Source organism: Actinokineospora spheciospongiae (assembly GCF_003182415.1).
Taxonomy (GTDB): domain Bacteria; phylum Actinomycetota; class Actinomycetes; order Mycobacteriales; family Pseudonocardiaceae; genus Actinokineospora; species Actinokineospora spheciospongiae.
In genome coordinates this window covers 183,778-200,324 of record NZ_QHCP01000007.1, presented here as the reverse complement: position 1 = coordinate 200,324, position 16,547 = coordinate 183,778, and the positions used below count along the sequence as shown (strand labels likewise).

The following is a 16,547-nucleotide window of genomic DNA, read 5'->3' as shown; positions in this document are numbered from 1 at the left end:
AGGAATGGCCGCGTCCAATACATCACCGCCTTGCGCGACAACGGGGCGTGCAATGCCGCCCCTTCCACCGTCGAAGGATGGGACACATGACCTCTGTCACTCGATTGCCCGGCTGGCCGCAACTCACCGACGACGACGTCGAAGCCGCCGTCTTCGCGTTGCGCTCCAACCGCCTCGTCGGCGCACCCGGGAGCGCGGTCGACGACCTGGAGTCGGCCATGGCCGACAAGTTGGGTGTCGCCCACGCGGTGGCGGTCTCCTCGGGCACCGCCGCGGTGCACCTGGCGCTTCAGGCGGCCGGTGTCGGACCGGGGGACGAGGTGATCGTGCCCGCCCACACCTTCGTCGGCTCGGCCAGCCCGGTGGTCTACCTCGGTGCCCGGCCGGTGTTCGCCGACGTGCTGCCGGACACCCACAACATCGACGTCCAATCGGTCAAGTCGCTGCTCACCGAGCGCACCAGGGCGGTTCTCGCCGTGCACCTCAACGGCTGCGCGGCCGACGTGGTGGCGTTGCGCAGGCTCGCGGACGAGGCGGGGGTCACCCTCGTCGAGGACATGGCGCAGGCGCTGGGCACCCGCATCGGCGACCGGTCGGTCGGCGGCTTCGGCGAGCTGGCCTGCGTGAGCATGTTCGAGCAGAAGGTGATCACCTCCGGTGGTGAGGGCGGAGTGGTGCTGACCGACAACCCCGAGCACGTGGAGCGCCTCAAGCGCTTGCGCTCGCACGGCGAAGGGCCCGTGGCAGGCAAGCCCGGACTCATCTGGGCGCACGAGGTCGGCTACAACTACCGGCTGACGACGCTCCAGGCCGCCATCGGCGCCAGCCAACTGTCGCGGTTGGACGAGCAGGTCGCGCGGCGCCGCGAGAACGCCTTCCACCTCAACGAGTCGCTCGCGGGCGTGGAGGAACTGGAGCTGCCGTCCGAGCCCGCGGGCACCGTGCACGCGTTCTGGAAGTACGTGGTCCGCGCGGTTCCGGGGAAGGGGCGCCGCAGCGCCGCGGAGCTCGCTGCCGAGCTGCGCGCGCGGGGTGTGCACACCCTGCTGCGCTACCCCTACCCGCTGCACCACCTGCCCGCGTTCGCCGAGCACCGGGACGAGTCGTGCCCGGTCGCCGAGCGGCTGTCGGTCGAGCTGTTCGCGCTGCCGTCGCACCCAGGCCTGCGCACCGAGCACCTCGACCACATCGCCACGCAGGTCAAAGAGGTCGTGGTGGGCAAGTGAGCGGCGCCGAGACGTGGGGAGAGCGAGCATGACCGACCTGATCCCCCCGGCACCGCGGCAGCAGACCGTCGTGCTGGGCACCTCGTCGTTCGGGCAGCCCGAGCGCGCGTTCCCGGTCTACGACGCCTACTGGTCGGCGGGTGGCCGGGCCTTCGACACCGCGTGGCTCTACGGGTTCGACTACGGGCCCGGCTGCTGCGAGCGGGCCTTCGGCGAGTGGGCCGATTCCCGCGGCCTCAACGACGAGGTCTGGGTGCTGGCGAAGGGCGCGCACACCCCGGAGTGCTCCCCGGACCGCATCGAGATCCAGCTCGACGAGAGCCTGGACCGGATGCGGCGCGGCGACGCGGCCATGTACATGCTGCACCGGGACAACGAGGACGTCCCGGTCGGCGAGTTCGTCACCGCGCTGGTGGACCTGGTCAAGCGCGGGGTGATCGGCGGCTATGGCATGTCCAACTGGACGCTGCCGCGCCTGCGGGCGGCGGTGGGGTACGCCGGTCGACACGGCCTGCCTGCCCCGTCCGGGGTGAGCAACCAGTTCAGCCTGGTCGAGATGGTGAATCCGATCTACCCGGGCACGATCAGCGCGAACACCCCTGACTGGCGCTCCTGGCTGGAGAGCTCCGGCGTCGTGCTGTACCCGTGGGCCAGCCAGGGCCGCGGCTGCCACGCCGTGGCGGATGACGACGAGCTGCGCACCGGGCCGCTCGCGCGAAGCTGGTACAGCGAGGCGAACCTGGAGCGCGTCCGCCGCACCCGGCTCCTCGCCGAGCGGTGGGGCGTGTCGCCCACCGGTCTGGCCCTGGCCTGGACCCGTTCGCGGCCGTTCCCGGTGAGCCCGCTGATCGGTCCGCGCCAGGTGGACGAGGTCCACGACTCGATGGCGGCACTGGACCTGGTGCTCGACCCGGCCGCGTCCCGCTGGCTGGAGACCGGGGAGGGCGACGAACCCAGGTAGCCCGGGAACGGCGAAGGCGGCACAGCGGAATCCGCTGTGCCGCCTTCGTCCGCGTCTCCTCAGAGGACGTCCCAGTAGTCGCCGAGCAGGAAGGGCATGCCGAACGAGACGCTCTTGCGGTCGTTCGGCCGGTAATTCCCCCTCGGGATGGTGCGGAAGTCCACGCTGACCCGGCTGGTCCCGGTGTCGTTCACCACGTTGCCGTGCAGGGTGTTCGCGCCGTCGAAGACGATGACGTCGCCGTACTCCGCCTCCACGGGCTCGTCTTCGATCCACAGCGTGTTGCTGCCGTATGCGCGGGTGAGCGGGACCCAGAAGTTCGCCTCGCTGGGGTCGTGCCCGAAGTCGAGGTCCCGGTGCCAGGTGCCGACCGCGACGGAATTGGGCAGGTGCACCCGGCAGGTCGGCACCCGCTGGACGTAGACGTCGTCGGATTCCCGGCCGAGCAGTTCCTGGAGGAGCTTCCGGTACACCGGGGAGATGACGTCGAAGTTGTCGTAGAAGAGCTTGTGGTACCTGGTGCTCTGATCGGTTTCCCTCGTGGCCACCCGGTCGCTCGCCGCCAGGTTGTCGAGGCTGTCCACCCGCATGACCTCGCGCACCAGGTCGGCTATCGGGAACTTCCTCACGTCGTAGTGCCGCCGAACGTACTTCGCCATGTCACCCCTCACACCGTCATCCGGCCGCGTAGGCGCTTGCACCGCCTGTACCAGGCATCCACGACCCCGTCGACGGCTGGGTCGCCGGATTCCCCGTCGCTCGTCTCGTGTCCGCGCCCGGCCAGCCGCAGGGCCAACCGCCGCGCGCCGATGCGCAGCGGGATCGCGGGCACCGCGAGGTCCTCCAGGTGGTTGCCGATCCGCTCCAGCGGGCTCAGGTCGAAGAACTGCCGCTGCCAGCGCAGTTCGTTGCGCCGCCAGTCCTCGAGGCCGTTGAAGCCGCGACCCGCGTTGTGGTGCATGACGTCCCGGAGGTCCTCCACCACCACCCGCTTGCCCGAGGCCCGGACGATCGTCGCGAGGATGACGCCGAGACCCTCGAAGCCGACGTACCGGCCGGGCGGGAAGCGGACGTTCTCGATGGTCCAGCGGTTCACGCACAGGATCACGTCGTCGAGGGAGTCGACCTCGTGCCTGCCGGAGCCGTGGTCGTGGACCTTGTCGTAGTCGGTGACCCGACCGCGTCGGGTCTCCTTCTCGTTCCACCAGGCCAGCGAGACGGTGTCCGAACCGCCCAGCGAGCCCATGAGGCCGACGGAGGGGTCCTCGAAGACGGCCTCGGCCACCTCGGCCGGGTTCTTCCGCAGTTCGACGTCGTCGTGCAGCAGAACGAGACCCGTCACCTCGGAGTTGGCCGCGGCCTGGTCGAACAGCGAGTTGTAGGCATCGAACAGCGAGCGCTGGTCGCGCATGGTGAACAGCGGGCTGCCCGGCGTTCTGACCTTCTCGATGCCCGGGCGGCAGATGCGGTTGAAGAGGTCGGAGGGGCCGACGCAGACCCCGTAACCCATCACTGTGGACAGCCTCCTGGTGCTCGGAATGGGCCCGCGGCGGGCAGTCGTGCCGGACGCGGGCCGGACGGGAGGTTCACCGCGTTCAGCGGTAGGTCTCCAGGGACCCGGTGCGCCGGACGTCGAGGGTCGCGCAGTGGAAGCCGCCGCCGAGGGTCCGCGAGTGGCTCAACTGGAGCGGCAGGACGTCCATTCCGTGCTTCTCCAGGAGTTTGATCAGCTCGGTCTGCCGCCGGTCGACCACCGCGAGGCCGGGGCGGACCACCAGCAGGTTCATCCCGATCCAGACCGAGCAGTGCGCCTTGGCCCCGGTGAAACCGATGTCGACCAGTTCGGGGCAGGTGATCGTGTCCCACGACCGCAGGAAGTCCGGGATGTTGTCGTCGTTGACCCGGGACGGGTTCACCAGCACCAGACCGGGGCGCAGCGGCACGATCGTGGAGTCCACGTGGGTGGACGCGTACAGACCGCGGCACGGGTGCACGGTGTAGGCGTCACCGACGGCCGCCTGGAGCCACCTCGCACCCAGTTCGTTCCCGCTGTCGGAGACCAGGTAGAGCAGGTCCGTGCCGAACCGCAACACGTTCGCGGCGTCGAAGACCGGCTCCAGGTCGTTGAGGCGCTGCCCGGCCGCGGCCGACGGGGAGTACATCCCGTCGGTGAGGCGCGGTTTCGGCGCCGAGAGCCAACGGCTGCCACTGGCGAAGTAGTCGAGCAGGATCTCCTTGTACGCCAGCGAGTCCAGGAACCTCGACCGGAGCGCCATCGGCGTCTCGATGATCGTTTCACCGACCGCGAGCAGGCCGTCCCGAGGGCAGTAGTCGTGGAAGCCGTCGGTTTCCCAGTCCGGGGTGGAGATCCGGGCCGAGCTGTCCCGCTCGGCCGGGCGCCGCACCGCGACACCGAGCTCGGCCAGTTCCCCGCAGAGGACCTGCAACTCCTCCTCGGTCTCCTTGAGCACCCGGTCGGGGTAGGCGCCCGAGGGGATCTGCTCTTGGCGCTCGTAGTCGCTCGCGTACTCCACGGCGTGGACACTGCGATCGGCCACCGGTATGCGCGCGCCCACCGCCGTCCCGACGATGATCTCCTCCAGTGGGTCCCACTCGTTGTGCACACTGACCAGGCTCATGGCACTCCTCGGTGTCTGTCGGAAAAACGGGGACGGGCGTGCTGGTGGTCCGGTCAGCCTGCGTGCAGGTAGCGCAGCAACCGGACCCACATCGCCCGGTCGTCGCTGTCGCCGGTGTGGGGCTTGACGAGGTGCGAGGTGTACTCCGCCACCTCGGCGAGAATCCAGCGCAGTTCGTAGAAGCGGAGCATGTCGGAGCTGCCCCGGGGTGGAAGCCCGAACGCCCGGGTCAGCGCCGCGTGGTCCCTTTCCGGCGGTGAGACCATCAGTCCACCCCAGTCCAGGATGAGCAACTCGGGTTCGAGCACGACGTTGGCCGCGCTGGGGTCCCCGTGGGTGAGCGCGCGGGGTGATCCCTGCGCCCACCGGTGCGCGCAGGCCGCGGCCACCTCGGCGAATTCCGCGCGGCGCCGGTCCAGGGAGTCCCGGTGCTCGGCGATCAGCAGGCGCAGGTCGTGGCTGAGCGGGCCGACCGCGGCACCGCTCTCGACGGCGGTGCGCAGTGCCGTGGCCAGGTCCTCCTCGAACGGAGCCCGGAAGTCCTCCTCGGGCAGGTCCACGTCGAGAGCGGTCTCGTGCACCTCGGCCAGCCGTCGTACCAGTTCGTCCAGTTCGCCGGGTGTCGGGTCGTGGCCCGCGGAGGCGGCGACGTGGTCGAGGTAGGGGAAGACGACCACCGGCAGGCCGCCGACGGTGTGCACCACCCGGCCGTCGCGACCGGCCAGTGGCGCGAGCACGTACTCCTTTCCTCCCGCGCGGAGCAGTCGGGCTCCCTCGTACGCCGCCGGGAAATGCCCGTCGAGGTCGCGGCGGACACTCACCCACAATGACCCGGAACGGTACGACCAACTGTCCTCGCCGAGCGGCATGAATTCGACCGGCGCCTTCGGGTCGTGGGTGTTTCCGAATTCTTCTGAAATCAGTAGCCGTATGTCCTCGCGAGTTACCAGACGATTCTCAACGAGCATGCCGAATATTAGCACCGAGATCCGTTTCGGCGAGTGTCGCGGCCAACCGGCGGGACAGCGCGAGGGTGGTCAGCGACGGATTTGCCGCACCGATGCGCGGAAAGACCGCCGGGCCGTTGGCGAAGAGGCCGGGCAAGTGCGCGAACTCCTGCCCGTCGGTCAGCACGGACCCCAGGGCCAGGCAGCCGCCCTCGTGGTCCTCGGTGCCCAGCAGGCTGGTCCAGCTCTCCGGGACGCCTTCCGGCAGCGCCTTGGTCAACGACGGCAGCACCTGCGTGTTCGTGCGCCGCGCGCTGCCGAAGTCGACGAACCCCAGCGGCGCGGGCGTGCGCCCGAGCTCCTCCGCGAGGGTGCGCCAGAACGCGTCGAGCAGTGCCCGCTGACCGTGCACCACGACCTCGTCGCGAGCGGCCAGCGCGGTGCGCACGTGAGCGCGCCAGGGCAGTTCCGCGGTCGGGTCGCACTCCACCGCGCTGTTGCGGTCAGGCGACTGCTCACCGGTGGCGCGGACATCCACCAGCAGCTCACCCGGCCCGGTGCGGTGCAGGTCGACGCGCAGGTACGAGCGGATCGCCGGGTCCGCAGGCAGGTGGTAGGAGCCCGGCGCCATCCCCCGCTCGGCGAAGAACCCGTCCGCTCCGACGAGGCGCAGCGTGAAGCCCTGCACGATGTGGTCGGCCAACCCGCCCAGCCGCGGTGTCGGCAGCACGCCTGCCTCGTGCAGCGCCTGGAGGGCCAGGCGGGTGCTCTCGACCGTTCCCGCGCACAGCACCACCGCGCCTGCCTCGACGGTGAACACGCCGCGTGCGTCCCGCGCGACCACCCCGTGGGCGGAGCCGCCGCGCACGTCGACCCTCAGCACCTCCACCCCGCAGCGGGCGCGCACACCGGACCAGGGCGCTCGGAGCCCGTCGCCGTCGGCGTGCCAGCCGTCGACCGGCGCGTAGGCCGCCCACATCCCGTCCCCGGTGTCCCGGCACGCCGTTGGCAGCGTGCGGAAGCGGTGCCCGCCAACCGGCCCGGTGATCGCCCCGCCGCCCAGCGGCCGACCGGCCCACGCCTCCAGGTCGGCGGTGACCCGGTCGTAGAGCGGGGGGCCGCCCCGCCACCCCCCGGTGAGGTCGGCGGCCACCTCGGCGGGCCAGTCGGCCAGCGCCCACGGCTCCAGCGGCAGGCTCACGCCGTGCCAGTACAGGGCGCGCCCGCCGAAGCGGCGGCGGAGACCGGAGACACCGGTGTAGTGCGCCGAGTCGGACGTCCACGAGCGGTGGAAGTGCGGGTCGGTGTCCGGCGCGAACACGAGTTCGGTGGCCGCGTCACGGGTTCGACCGGTGTGGATGTGGGTCGGGTCCGAGACCGGTCCCGCCTCCAGCACGAGGACGTCCCCGGCACCGTGCTCCGCCAACCGCCGTGCCAGTTCCAGGCCGGCCAGTCCAGCGCCCACCACCACGATGCCGACGCGTTCGACAGACGGACCCCGCCCGGTGTGCTCAGTTCCGACGACGTTCATCCGCCCTCCGCGCCAGGGTGTTCCGGACCGTTCGACTGATTACCGTAAGCAGTCGGACGGAAGGCCACCAGCACGTCGTCGGACGGGTGCCCTTTTGTCCCGGCGGCTCTTCTCCTACATTTCGGCACATTCGCCTTTCCACCCGACTTCCCCCCAGGAAGGAGAGGCCATCGTGTCGTACCGTGAATGGCCCGATTGGCCGCAGCCGGGTGAGCGCGCGCTCGACAACCTGGCGGACGTGCTGACGAGCGGCAGGTGGACGATCAGTTGCGCCTACCGGGGCCGCCGGTCGTACGAACAGCGGTTCGCCGACGCGTTCGCCGGGTACTGCGGCACCCGGTACTGCGTCCCCGCTGCGACCGGGACCGCGAGCCTGGCCATCGCCTTGGAGGCGTGCGGCGTCGGCGCCCACGACGAGGTGCTGGTGCCGGGGTTGAGCTGGGTCGCCTCCGCCTCGGCGGTCCTCGGCGTCAACGCGGTTCCGGTGCTGGTGGACATCGACCCGGCCACCTACTGCCTCGACCCGGCCGCGGCCGAGGCGGCGATCACGCCCCGGACGAGGGCGATCACCGTGGTGCACGCCTATTCCGCGGTGGCGGACCTGGACGCGCTCACGGCACTGGCGGAGAAGCACGACCTGCCGCTCGTGGAGGACTGCGCGCACTCCCACGGCGCCCGCTACCGGGACCGGTCGGTCGGCTCCTTCGGCCGGGCGGGTGCCTTCAGCATGCAGGGCAGCAAGTTGCTGACCTGCGGCGAGGGGGGAGCGGTGATCACCGACGACGCGGAGGTGGCCTCGCTGGCCCAGCACCTGCGCTCCGACGGGCGCGTGGTGAACCCCGAACCCGTCGCGGTCGGCGAGATGGAACTCGTCGAGAGCGGCCGGATCATGGGCAGCAACAACTGCCTGTCGGAATTCCACGCCGCCGTGCTGCTGGACCAGCTCGACCTCCTGGACGGCCAGCGCGCCCGCCGCGCGGAGAACGCCGCCCACCTGGACGAGCGGCTCACCGCGCTGGGCTGCCTGCCGCAGGGCACCGCGCCGGGCACCTCCGCCCGCGCCCACTACCGCTACGCCGCGCGGCTGCCCGCCGAGGTGCTGACCGCGCGCACCGCCGCCGGGATCGCCGCGCACCTCACAGCCGAACTCGGCTTCCCGGTCGTGCAGACGCACCGGCCGCTCAACGACAACCCGCTGCTGCGACCGAGGACTCGCCGCAGGTTCGCCACCGACGCCGACTACCTCTCCCGGGTGGACCCCGCGCGGTTCGACCTGCCGGTGTGCCAGGACGTGCACGAGAGCGTGGTCAGCTTCAGCCACGAGATCCTGCTCGCGCCGGAGGAGGCGGTGGAGGAGATCGCCACCGCGTTCGAACGGGTCCTGACCTCCGTTCGAACGGCGACCGGGTCCGGTTGAGGCCGATCCCACCGCCGACCGATCCCGCCACCCGGCGGGGGCACAGCGGGAGCAGGCCGGACCGGTCCGCCCGACGCCGCGGTCTGCGCACAGGTTCCCGCACCACCCGCTCCACGCCGCACGACATCGGAGGACCATGAAAAGCACCGCCAACGGGGAAAGCCCGCGCGAAGTCCGGGTCGCGATCGTCGGAGTCGGCAACTGCGCGGCGTCACTCGTGCAGGGCGTGCACTTCTACGCCGACGCGGACCCGCGCGCCGAGGTGCCCGGCTTGATGCACGTCGTCTTCGGCGACTACCACGTCGGGGACGTGTCCTTCGTGGCCGCGTTCGACGTGGACGCCAAGAAGGTCGGCGCCGACCTGTCCGAGGCGATCGTCACCGGCGAGAACAACACCATCCGGATCTGCGACGTGCCGCCGCTCGGGGTGACCGTGCAGCGCGGTCCGACGCTGGACGGCTTCGGGCGCTTCTACCGGGAACGCGTCGAGGAGTCGGCCACCCCGCCGGTCGACGTGGTGGCCGCCCTCCGCGACGCCGCGGCCGACGTCCTGGTCTGCTACCTGCCGGTCGGCTCGGAGGCGGCGGCCAAGTTCTACGCCGGGGCAGCCATCGAGGCGGGCGTCGCCTTCGTCAACGCGTTGCCGGTCTTCATCGCCAGCGACCCGGAGTGGGCCGAGAGGTTCCGGGCCGCGGGTGTGCCGATCGTCGGCGACGACATCAAGTCCCAGGTCGGCGCCACCATCACGCACCGGGTGCTGGTCAAGTTGTTCGAGGATCGGGGGGTTCGCCTGGATCGCACGATGCAGCTCAACGTCGGGGGCAACATGGATTTCCTGAACATGCGCGAGCTGGATCGCCTGGAGTCGAAGAAGATCTCCAAGACGCAGGCCGTCACCTCGCAGGTGCGCCACGACCTCGACCGACGCAACATCCACATCGGACCGAGCGACCACGTGCCGTGGCTCGACGACCGCAAGTGGGCCTACGTCCGCCTGGAGGGCAGGGCGTTCGGCGACGTCCCGCTGAACCTGGAGTACAAGCTGGAGGTCTGGGACTCGCCCAACTCCGCGGGCATCGTCATCGACGCGCTGCGGGCGGCCAAGATCGCCAAGGACCGGGGGATCGGCGGCCCCGTGGAATCGGCCTCGGCGTACTTCATGAAGTCGCCACCGGTGCAACACCCCGACTCCGAGGCGCACGACGCGGTCGAGCGCTTCATCACGGGTCAGGCGTGACGCACGGCACCGGAGCCGTCCGACCAGCGTTGTCCCCCACATCGAGAGGTGAGCCCCTTGCCAGGTCCGGGTTTCAGCGCGTTCGGCGAACAGGAGCGCGCGAACGTCCTCGCCGTGCTCGACCGGTGGGCACGGCGCCGGGACGCCTTCGGTGATCCGGGGGAGGCCGAGACGGTGCGGGACTTCGAGCGGGCCACGGCCGGGAAGTTCGGGGCCGACCACTGCCTCGCCCTCAACAGCGGCACGTCGGCGCTGATCGCGGCCCTCGCCGGGCTCGGCATCGGGCCGGGCGACGAGGTGATCGTGCCGGGCTACATGTTCGTCGCCACGATCGCGGCGGTGGTGCACAGCGGGGCCGACCCGGTGCTCGCCGAGGTCGACGAGTCCCTCACCCTCGACCCGGTCGACGTGCGGGCGCGCATCACGCCGCGCACCAGGGCGATCCTGCCGGTGCACATGCTCGGCGCGCCTGCCGACCTCGCCGCGCTCACCGCCATCGCGGAGGAGCACGGCTTGGCGTTGGTCGAGGACTGCGCCCAGGCCGCGGGCGGGAGCTACCGGGGCAGGCGGCTCGGCACCATCGGCGCGGTCGGCGCGTTCTCGCTCAACCACTTCAAGGTGATCACGGCGTTGGACGGCGGGTTCCTGCTGACCGGCGACCCGAAGTTGTTCCAACGCGCCTACTCGTTCCACGACCAGGGCTGGTTCCCGTACCGGGAGGACGTCGGTGATGGAGACCTGCTGGTCGGGATGAACCTGCGGTTGAGCGAGCTGAACGCGGCCGTCGGCCTGGCGCAGGTGGCCAAGTTGGACGCCATCCTGGCCCGTTTGCGCGCGCGCAAGCGCGCTCTGGTCGAGGAGGTCGGTGACCTGCCGGGCGTGCGGCGCAGACCGCTGCACGACGCGGACGGTGAGTGCGCGACGCTGGCGGTGTACCTGTTCGACGACGCCCGGCACGCCGAGGCCACCGCGGGCCTGCTCGGTGCCACCACCCTGCTCGACTCGCCCAAGCACTACTACGGCGGGCTGCCGGAGCTGGCTGCCTTCGGGCGGGGGGAGCGGGGACCGGTCCCCTTCCGCGCCCCGATCAACCCGGCGACCGAGGTCGACTTCGGCCCCGGCGCCCTGCCGCGCACCGACGACGTGCTCGGTCGGTCGGTCGCGCTGGCGGTCGGCGTCTCCGACGACTACCTGGGCGCGGGTTTCGGCCTCACCGCCCGGGGAGACGGCGCGGAGGTCGTCGAGGTGGCGGCGCGCTTCCGCGAGGCGGTCCTGGCCGGGTAGCCGGACGGGCGCGCACGGTCCCGAGCCGTGCGCGCCCGATGCCGCCCAGGTCATGACCGCCCAGGTACGTCCCGCCGGGACAATCGGTCCACCAGGAAGTCGGTGATCCCGGTGCCCAGCCCCGGCGTCGAGTACACCAGCCACGGCAGGTCGAGCCGCGCTCCGCCGCGCAGGTCGTCCACCCGCCCGCCCGCCTCGCGCACCAGCAGCGCGGCGGGCGCCCGGTCCCACACCTTGCCGCCCTCGTCGACCAGCGCGTCCAAGCGGCCCTCCAGCAGGTCGCCGACAGCGCTGACCGGCGACCTGGTCCAGCCCGGCAGCGCCTCCAGGTCTCCCCGCACCGGCGAGTCGTCGAACAGGAAACCGGTCACCCGCGCCGAGCCCAGGGCGCCACCGCCGTGGACGTGCAGCCGTCGCCGTGCCCCGTTCTCCCGCACGTGCGCGCCATGGCCACGCCGCGCCCAGTACACCCGTCCCTCGGTGGGGCGGCTGAGCAGCCCCAGGACGAGTTCCCCGTCCACCTCCAGCGCCACGTGCGTGCCCCAGTCGCGCGCGCCGCGCAGGAACGGGATGGTGCCGTCGATCGGGTCCAGCACCCACCGCCGCCGGGAGTCGCCGAGTGCCCCGCACTCCTCCGACAGCACGGCGTCGCCGGGGCGCTCGCGTCGCAGCAGGTCCAGCATCGCGCGCTCCACGGTCAGGTCGGCCTCGCTCACCGGGCTGCCGTCCACTTTGGTCCGCACCGGGTTCCGGCCCCGGAAGTGGCGGAGCGCGATCGAATCGGCCCGGGCCACGAGTTCATTCGCCAACATCAGGTCCGCGTATTCGTCCACGACGCCGACAATAGTCTGCGGCCTGGACAGGGGTCTGCCTGTGCGGAATTGTGATGAGTGTCGGGCGCACGCCTCACTGGAAAGGAGATCCGGTGCTGAAGGTGGTCTTCATGGACGCGGGCGGAGTGCTGTTCAACAATGTTCTCGAGGAAACTCCCTTCCTGGCCTCCATCGCCGACCGGTACGGCTTGGAGGAGCGGCAGTTCACCCGTCAGGTGCACGTCAACGCCCCTCTGTACGAGAGTGGCCGGTACCACGTGCACGACGTCTTCCGGCGTATCGTAGGCAGCGACCTGAACGCGAAGTGGTTGGACGAACTCTATCTCGAATGTGTCGAACCCCATCGGCCGAACCTCGCCGTGGTGCGACAACTGCGGGACAGCCACCCCGGGGTTCGGATAATCCTCACCAACAACGAGTCGGCTCACTGGGACGAATTGAAGAACGCCGAGTTCGGGCATTATCGGCTGTTCGACCGGTTGCTCTCCTCGTGGCGCGTGCGGCAGGTGAAGCCGTCTGAGGACTACTTCGCCGAGCTGTGCCGAGCCTGCCCCGCGACCGAGTCCGCGCTGCTGGTCGACGACCGGCGCGCTGTGCTGCGGGTGGGCGCCCGACTCGGCATGCGCGTCCTGCACGTGCACTCGCCGGAGGTGCTGGCCCAGCGATTGGCCGTCGAACTCGACCGACCCAGATCGGAGGCGTCATGAGGCTGGGAGTGTTGGGAGTCGGCCGCATCGGCACGGTCCACGCGACCACCCTGAGCGGGCTGCCGGGCGTGGAGTCGCTGGTGCTGGCGGACGCGGACGGCGACCGGGTCGCGGAGTTGGCCGCCGGACTGGGCGCGGAGCACGTCCCGGACACCGCCGCGCTGTTCGACGCCGGGCTGGACGGGCTGGTGGTGGCCACCCCGACCGAGACCCACCCGGAACTGCTGCTCGCCGCCGTGTCGGCCGGGCTGCCGGTCTTCTGCGAGAAGCCGGTGGCCGCGGACCTGACCGCCACCCGCGCCGTGCTCGAGGCGGTCGGCACCACCCAGGAAGCGGTGCAGATCGGCTTCCAACGGCGTTTCGACCCCGGCTTCACCGCCGCACGCCGCGCGCTCCGGGCGGGGGCGCTCGGGTGGCTGCACACCGTACGGGCCACCACCCTCGACGCAGCGCCGCCGCCGCCCGCTTACGTGGCGGGCTCCGGTGGCCTGTTCCGCGACTGCTCGATCCACGACTTCGACGTGATCCGGTGGGTCACCGGGCGCGAGGTGGTCGAGGTGTACGCGGCGGGCGGCAACCGCGGTGAGGAGCACTTCCGCGCCTCCGGCGACGTCGACACTGCCGCGGCGGTGCTGACCCTGGACGACGGCGCGCTGGCCCTGGTCTCGGGGGGCCGCTACAACGCTGCCGGGTACGACGCGCGCCTGGAGCTGCTCGGCTCCGCGGACAGCGTCGTGGCCGGTCTGGACGGGCGAACGCCCCTGCGCTCGGTGGAGCCGGGGGCGCCAGTGGCCGCCGAGCCCGCCCACACCGACTTCCGGGACCGCTTCCGCCACGCCTACCGCGCCGAGATGGCCGCCTTCACCGACGTGGTGGCCCGCCGCGCGCCCAGCCCCTGCGGGGTGCCCGACGCCCTGGCCGCCCTGCGCGTGGCCGAGGCGTGCGCCCTGTCCGTCCGCGAGCGCCGACCGGTGCGCCTCGCCGAGATCGACTGAGGAGACGCACGTGGTCCAGGACATTCCGGTGGTGATCCTGTGCGGTGGCTACGGCACCCGGATCAGGGAGGCGAGCGAGCGCCTGCCCAAGGCCATGGTCGACGTCGGCGGCAGGCCCATCCTCTGGCACATCATGAAGATCTACGGGCACTACGGCTTCCGGCGGTTCATCCTGTGCCTCGGTTACAAGGGCTGGGCGGTCAAGCAGTTCTTCCTGGACTACCGGGCGCAGATGTCGGACTTCACCATCTCGCTCAACGACGAGCACCGCCTGCACTTCCACGACGACCGGGCGGACGAGAACTGGGAGATCACCTTCGCTGAGACCGGGCTGGACACCGCGACCGGCGCGCGGCTGCGCCGCGTCCGGCACTACCTGGACACCGACGACTTCATGATGGGGTACGGCGACGGAGTGGGGAACATCGACCTGACCGCACTGGAGAAGCAGCACCGCGCGGCGGGTCGGATCGGCACGGTGACCGGCATCCACCCCACGTCGAAGTTCGGCGAGATGGACGTGGATGGCGACCTGGTCGCCGAGTTCAACGAGAAGCCCACCCAGGTCAGGGGATTCGTGTCCGGCGGCTTCTTCATGTTCCGCAGGGAGTTCGTCGAGGACTACCTCGACGACGACCCGATGCTGTGGCTGGAGAGCGAGCCGTTGCAACGGCTGTCCCGGGACCGGCAGCTGACCCTCCACCCGCACCACGACTTCTGGTGCGCGATGGACACCTACAAGGACTACCAGCACCTGAACTCGCTGTGGGCGGCCGGGGACGCCCCGTGGAAGGTGTGGGGTTGAACCACCGTTCGGCCTGCCCGGCGCACTCACGCCCCGGGCAGGCCGAACAGGGTGTCCTGCTCCTCCCGGAGCGCGTCGACGAGCCGCCCCGGCGGCAACGCCACGTCGTCGTGGGAGAGCACGGCGTCCTTGGCGACCGCCCGCCGCAGTACGCACCCCTCGGCCAGGCCCATGGGGAGCAGGCGCTCCACCCTCGTGGTGCGGTGGGTCTCGGCCACCCCGTAGGTGTCGAAACCGCCGAGGCCGTCCAGCGCCTGCCCCACCGTCAAGTCGCGCTTGGCCACGGCCACCACGTCCACCCTCGGCGCCCCGGGAGGCGACAGCGCCGCGTCGGCGAAGTCGACCGCCCTGACGACGCTGTTCGGCGTCTCGAGGTGGCACAGGTGGTAGGGCGCGTAGAAGCTGTAGAGCGGTCCGGGGCCGAGCTTGTAGAGCTCCAGGTAGTGGCGCTGGCTCGGGTCGTCGTGCGTGCCGAGCACGTACACGCCCGGGCCGGGCCTCGCCCCGACGACGTAGTCGACCACCCCGCCCAGCCCGCGCAGCTCATCCACGTCGTAGCGCCCGGTCAACTCGTCCACGTGACCGGTGTGCGCACGCCCGTACATGCCGCGTCGGCCGGTCGTGAAGCCGAAGGCGTTGGCGACGATCGCCTGTTCGAAGGACACCTTGGTGCCGTCGGCGAAGCTGGTGACCATGTGCGGGCTCTGCCCCCAGCGCTCGGCGAACGCCCGCTGCGTGGTCGGCGTCCGGTACTCGTCCTGGAGCCCCTTGACGTTGCCTGCCACCAACGGGGTCACCCCGAGGCCCGCGACGAAGCGCAGCAGGTTCGCCTGCACCGCGGGCTGGTCGCCGTCCGCGCCGGTGAGCACGACCCCGGCCGCGCGGGCGCGGTGCGCGAGCAGCGGACCCACCGTGCCGTCGAGCTCGGCGTTCATGGTCACCACCGGCAGGCGGCGTTCGATGGCGGCCACGGTGACCGCCGCGCCGAACCCGACCGCGCCGGTGACGTCGACCAGGCAGTCCAGTTGTTCGACCGCGAGCAATTCGAAGGCGTCCTCGGTCACCGCGGGCCGCCCGGCCGCCACGGCGGCGTCGATCCGGCCCGCGGTGTCCGCCCGCACCGGCCGGACCCCGGCCTCGACGTAGGCGCGCTCGGCGTTGGCGAGGTTGCGGTTGGCGATGGCGACCAGGCGCATCCCCGGGACCGACTTGACGATGTGGTTCGCCAGCCCGCGCCCCATGAACCCGGCGCCCACCATGCCGACCCTGATCGGGCGGTCCTGCTCCGCGCGCTCCCGCAGCGCGTTGTCGACGATGATCACAGGCGGTCCGCGGTGCTCGCGGGCAGCAGCGGCCACGCCGCGTCCTTGGCCGAGAGCACCGCCACCGGCTCCGGCCAGTCCACGCCGAGCACCGGGTCGTCCCAGCGGAGGCCGTGTTCGGCGCCCGGGGCGTAGGCGGCGGACACGTGGTAGAGGACCTCGGTGTCGTCCGTCAGCGTCAGGTAGGCGTGTGCGAAGTTCCGGGGCACGTGCAGCGCCAGTCGGTTCTCCGCCGAGAGGGTCGCGCCGAAGTGGTGCAGGTACGTCGGCGAGCCCCGTCGCAGGTCCACGATCACGTCGTGGATCGCGCCCCGGGTGCACCGGATGGTCTTCGCCTCCGAGTCCGGCTCCGCCTGGAAGTGGAATCCGCGCAGGGTGCCGCGGCGGTGGTTGTACGAGATGTTGCACTGCTCGATCGCGGGCTCGAGACCGGCGGCCAGGAATTCACTTCGGCAGAACGCGCGCGCGAAGAACCCGCGTTCGTCCTCGAGTGTTCTCAGCTCTACCAACGCTGAGCCGTCCAATGGGGTGGGGTGGACGAGCATGGGTGATTCCTCGAATTCCGTGGCGAATTGCGAAAGGAATCACGAGGCTATGGCAGCCCGATGACCCCCGGCAACCGCCGACACTTCCTTTTCGCGCA

At 71.1% G+C, this 16,547-nt stretch carries 16 protein-coding genes; 8 read left to right on the top strand and 8 right to left on the bottom strand.

Annotated elements, in window-relative coordinates:
• Positions 1-86: 86 nt before the first annotated feature.
• Positions 87-1,226, top strand: a complete 1,140-nt coding sequence (locus tag DFQ13_RS20370; protein WP_110080949.1) for a DegT/DnrJ/EryC1/StrS family aminotransferase — start codon at positions 87-89, stop codon at positions 1,224-1,226.
• A gap of 28 nt (positions 1,227-1,254) precedes the next feature.
• Positions 1,255-2,187: an aldo/keto reductase gene (locus DFQ13_RS20365; RefSeq protein WP_110080948.1), complete on the top strand. Its 933-nt coding sequence runs from the start codon at positions 1,255-1,257 to the stop codon at positions 2,185-2,187.
• Between the two features lie 59 nt (positions 2,188-2,246).
• Here the strand turns inward: DFQ13_RS20365 and DFQ13_RS20360 are convergent, their stop codons facing one another.
• From DFQ13_RS20360 to DFQ13_RS20340, 5 genes are all read right to left on the bottom strand, one after another.
• Positions 2,247-2,846, bottom strand: a complete 600-nt coding sequence (locus tag DFQ13_RS20360) for a phytanoyl-CoA dioxygenase family protein (protein ID WP_110080947.1) — start codon at positions 2,844-2,846, stop codon at positions 2,247-2,249.
• A gap of 8 nt (positions 2,847-2,854) precedes the next feature.
• Positions 2,855-3,697 carry a glycosyltransferase gene (locus DFQ13_RS20355; RefSeq protein ID WP_219994545.1) on the bottom strand — a complete coding sequence of 281 codons (843 nt, stop codon included), beginning with the start codon at positions 3,695-3,697 and terminating at the stop codon, positions 2,855-2,857.
• A gap of 85 nt (positions 3,698-3,782) precedes the next feature.
• Positions 3,783-4,826 carry an inosamine-phosphate amidinotransferase 1 gene (locus tag DFQ13_RS20350; RefSeq protein WP_110080945.1) on the bottom strand — a complete coding sequence of 348 codons (1,044 nt, stop codon included), beginning with the start codon at positions 4,824-4,826 and terminating at the stop codon, positions 3,783-3,785.
• Positions 4,827-4,879: 53 nt separating this feature from the next.
• The gene (locus tag DFQ13_RS20345) at positions 4,880-5,647 is read right to left on the bottom strand and encodes a phosphotransferase (RefSeq protein ID WP_219994544.1); all 768 of its coding nucleotides are present in this window, start codon (positions 5,645-5,647) and stop codon (positions 4,880-4,882) included.
• A gap of 136 nt (positions 5,648-5,783) precedes the next feature.
• Positions 5,784-7,304 (bottom strand): FAD-binding protein, encoded by a 1,521-nt coding sequence (locus DFQ13_RS20340; RefSeq protein WP_110080943.1) that lies wholly within the window; start codon positions 7,302-7,304, stop codon positions 5,784-5,786.
• Positions 7,305-7,476: 172 nt separating this feature from the next.
• Here DFQ13_RS20340 and DFQ13_RS20335 point away from each other — a divergent pair, with 172 nt between their 5' ends.
• From DFQ13_RS20335 to DFQ13_RS20325, 3 genes are all read left to right on the top strand, one after another.
• Positions 7,477-8,721: a DegT/DnrJ/EryC1/StrS aminotransferase family protein gene (locus DFQ13_RS20335; RefSeq protein WP_219994542.1), complete on the top strand. Its 1,245-nt coding sequence runs from the start codon at positions 7,477-7,479 to the stop codon at positions 8,719-8,721.
• Between the two features lie 136 nt (positions 8,722-8,857).
• Positions 8,858-9,958, top strand: coding sequence for an inositol-3-phosphate synthase (locus DFQ13_RS20330; protein ID WP_110080942.1), 1,101 nt, complete (start codon positions 8,858-8,860; stop codon positions 9,956-9,958).
• 57 nt (positions 9,959-10,015) lie between these two features.
• Positions 10,016-11,242 carry a DegT/DnrJ/EryC1/StrS aminotransferase family protein gene (locus tag DFQ13_RS20325; RefSeq protein WP_110080941.1) on the top strand — a complete coding sequence of 409 codons (1,227 nt, stop codon included), beginning with the start codon at positions 10,016-10,018 and terminating at the stop codon, positions 11,240-11,242.
• Positions 11,243-11,292: 50 nt separating this feature from the next.
• Here DFQ13_RS20325 and DFQ13_RS20320 read toward each other — a convergent pair whose 3' ends face one another.
• Positions 11,293-12,075, bottom strand: coding sequence for an inositol monophosphatase family protein (locus tag DFQ13_RS20320; RefSeq protein WP_219994540.1), 783 nt, complete (start codon positions 12,073-12,075; stop codon positions 11,293-11,295).
• A gap of 92 nt (positions 12,076-12,167) precedes the next feature.
• Between DFQ13_RS20320 and DFQ13_RS20315 the strand changes: the two genes are divergently transcribed.
• Genes DFQ13_RS20315 through DFQ13_RS20305 form a run of 3 tightly spaced genes read left to right on the top strand, consistent with a single transcriptional unit; the run spans position 12,168 to position 14,582 of the window.
• Positions 12,168-12,782, top strand: coding sequence for an HAD family hydrolase (locus DFQ13_RS20315; RefSeq protein ID WP_110080940.1), 615 nt, complete (start codon positions 12,168-12,170; stop codon positions 12,780-12,782).
• On the top strand, positions 12,779-13,777 hold the full coding sequence (locus tag DFQ13_RS20310; protein WP_110080939.1) for a Gfo/Idh/MocA family protein: 999 nt from the start codon (positions 12,779-12,781) through the stop codon (positions 13,775-13,777). The genes DFQ13_RS20315 and DFQ13_RS20310 overlap by 4 nt, the downstream gene beginning before the upstream one ends.
• A 10-nt stretch (positions 13,778-13,787) precedes the next feature.
• A complete protein-coding gene (locus DFQ13_RS20305) occupies positions 13,788-14,582 on the top strand; it encodes a glucose-1-phosphate cytidylyltransferase (protein ID WP_110080938.1) in 795 nt (264 codons plus the stop codon).
• Between the two features lie 26 nt (positions 14,583-14,608).
• Here the strand turns inward: DFQ13_RS20305 and DFQ13_RS20300 are convergent, their stop codons facing one another.
• Positions 14,609-15,940, bottom strand: a complete 1,332-nt coding sequence (locus DFQ13_RS20300) for an NAD(P)H-dependent oxidoreductase (RefSeq protein ID WP_233438500.1) — start codon at positions 15,938-15,940, stop codon at positions 14,609-14,611.
• On the bottom strand, positions 15,901-16,449 hold the full coding sequence (rfbC, locus tag DFQ13_RS20295) for a dTDP-4-dehydrorhamnose 3,5-epimerase (RefSeq protein WP_110080936.1): 549 nt from the start codon (positions 16,447-16,449) through the stop codon (positions 15,901-15,903). Before rfbC ends, DFQ13_RS20300 begins: the two co-directional genes overlap by 40 nt.
• Positions 16,450-16,547 lie beyond the last annotated feature (98 nt).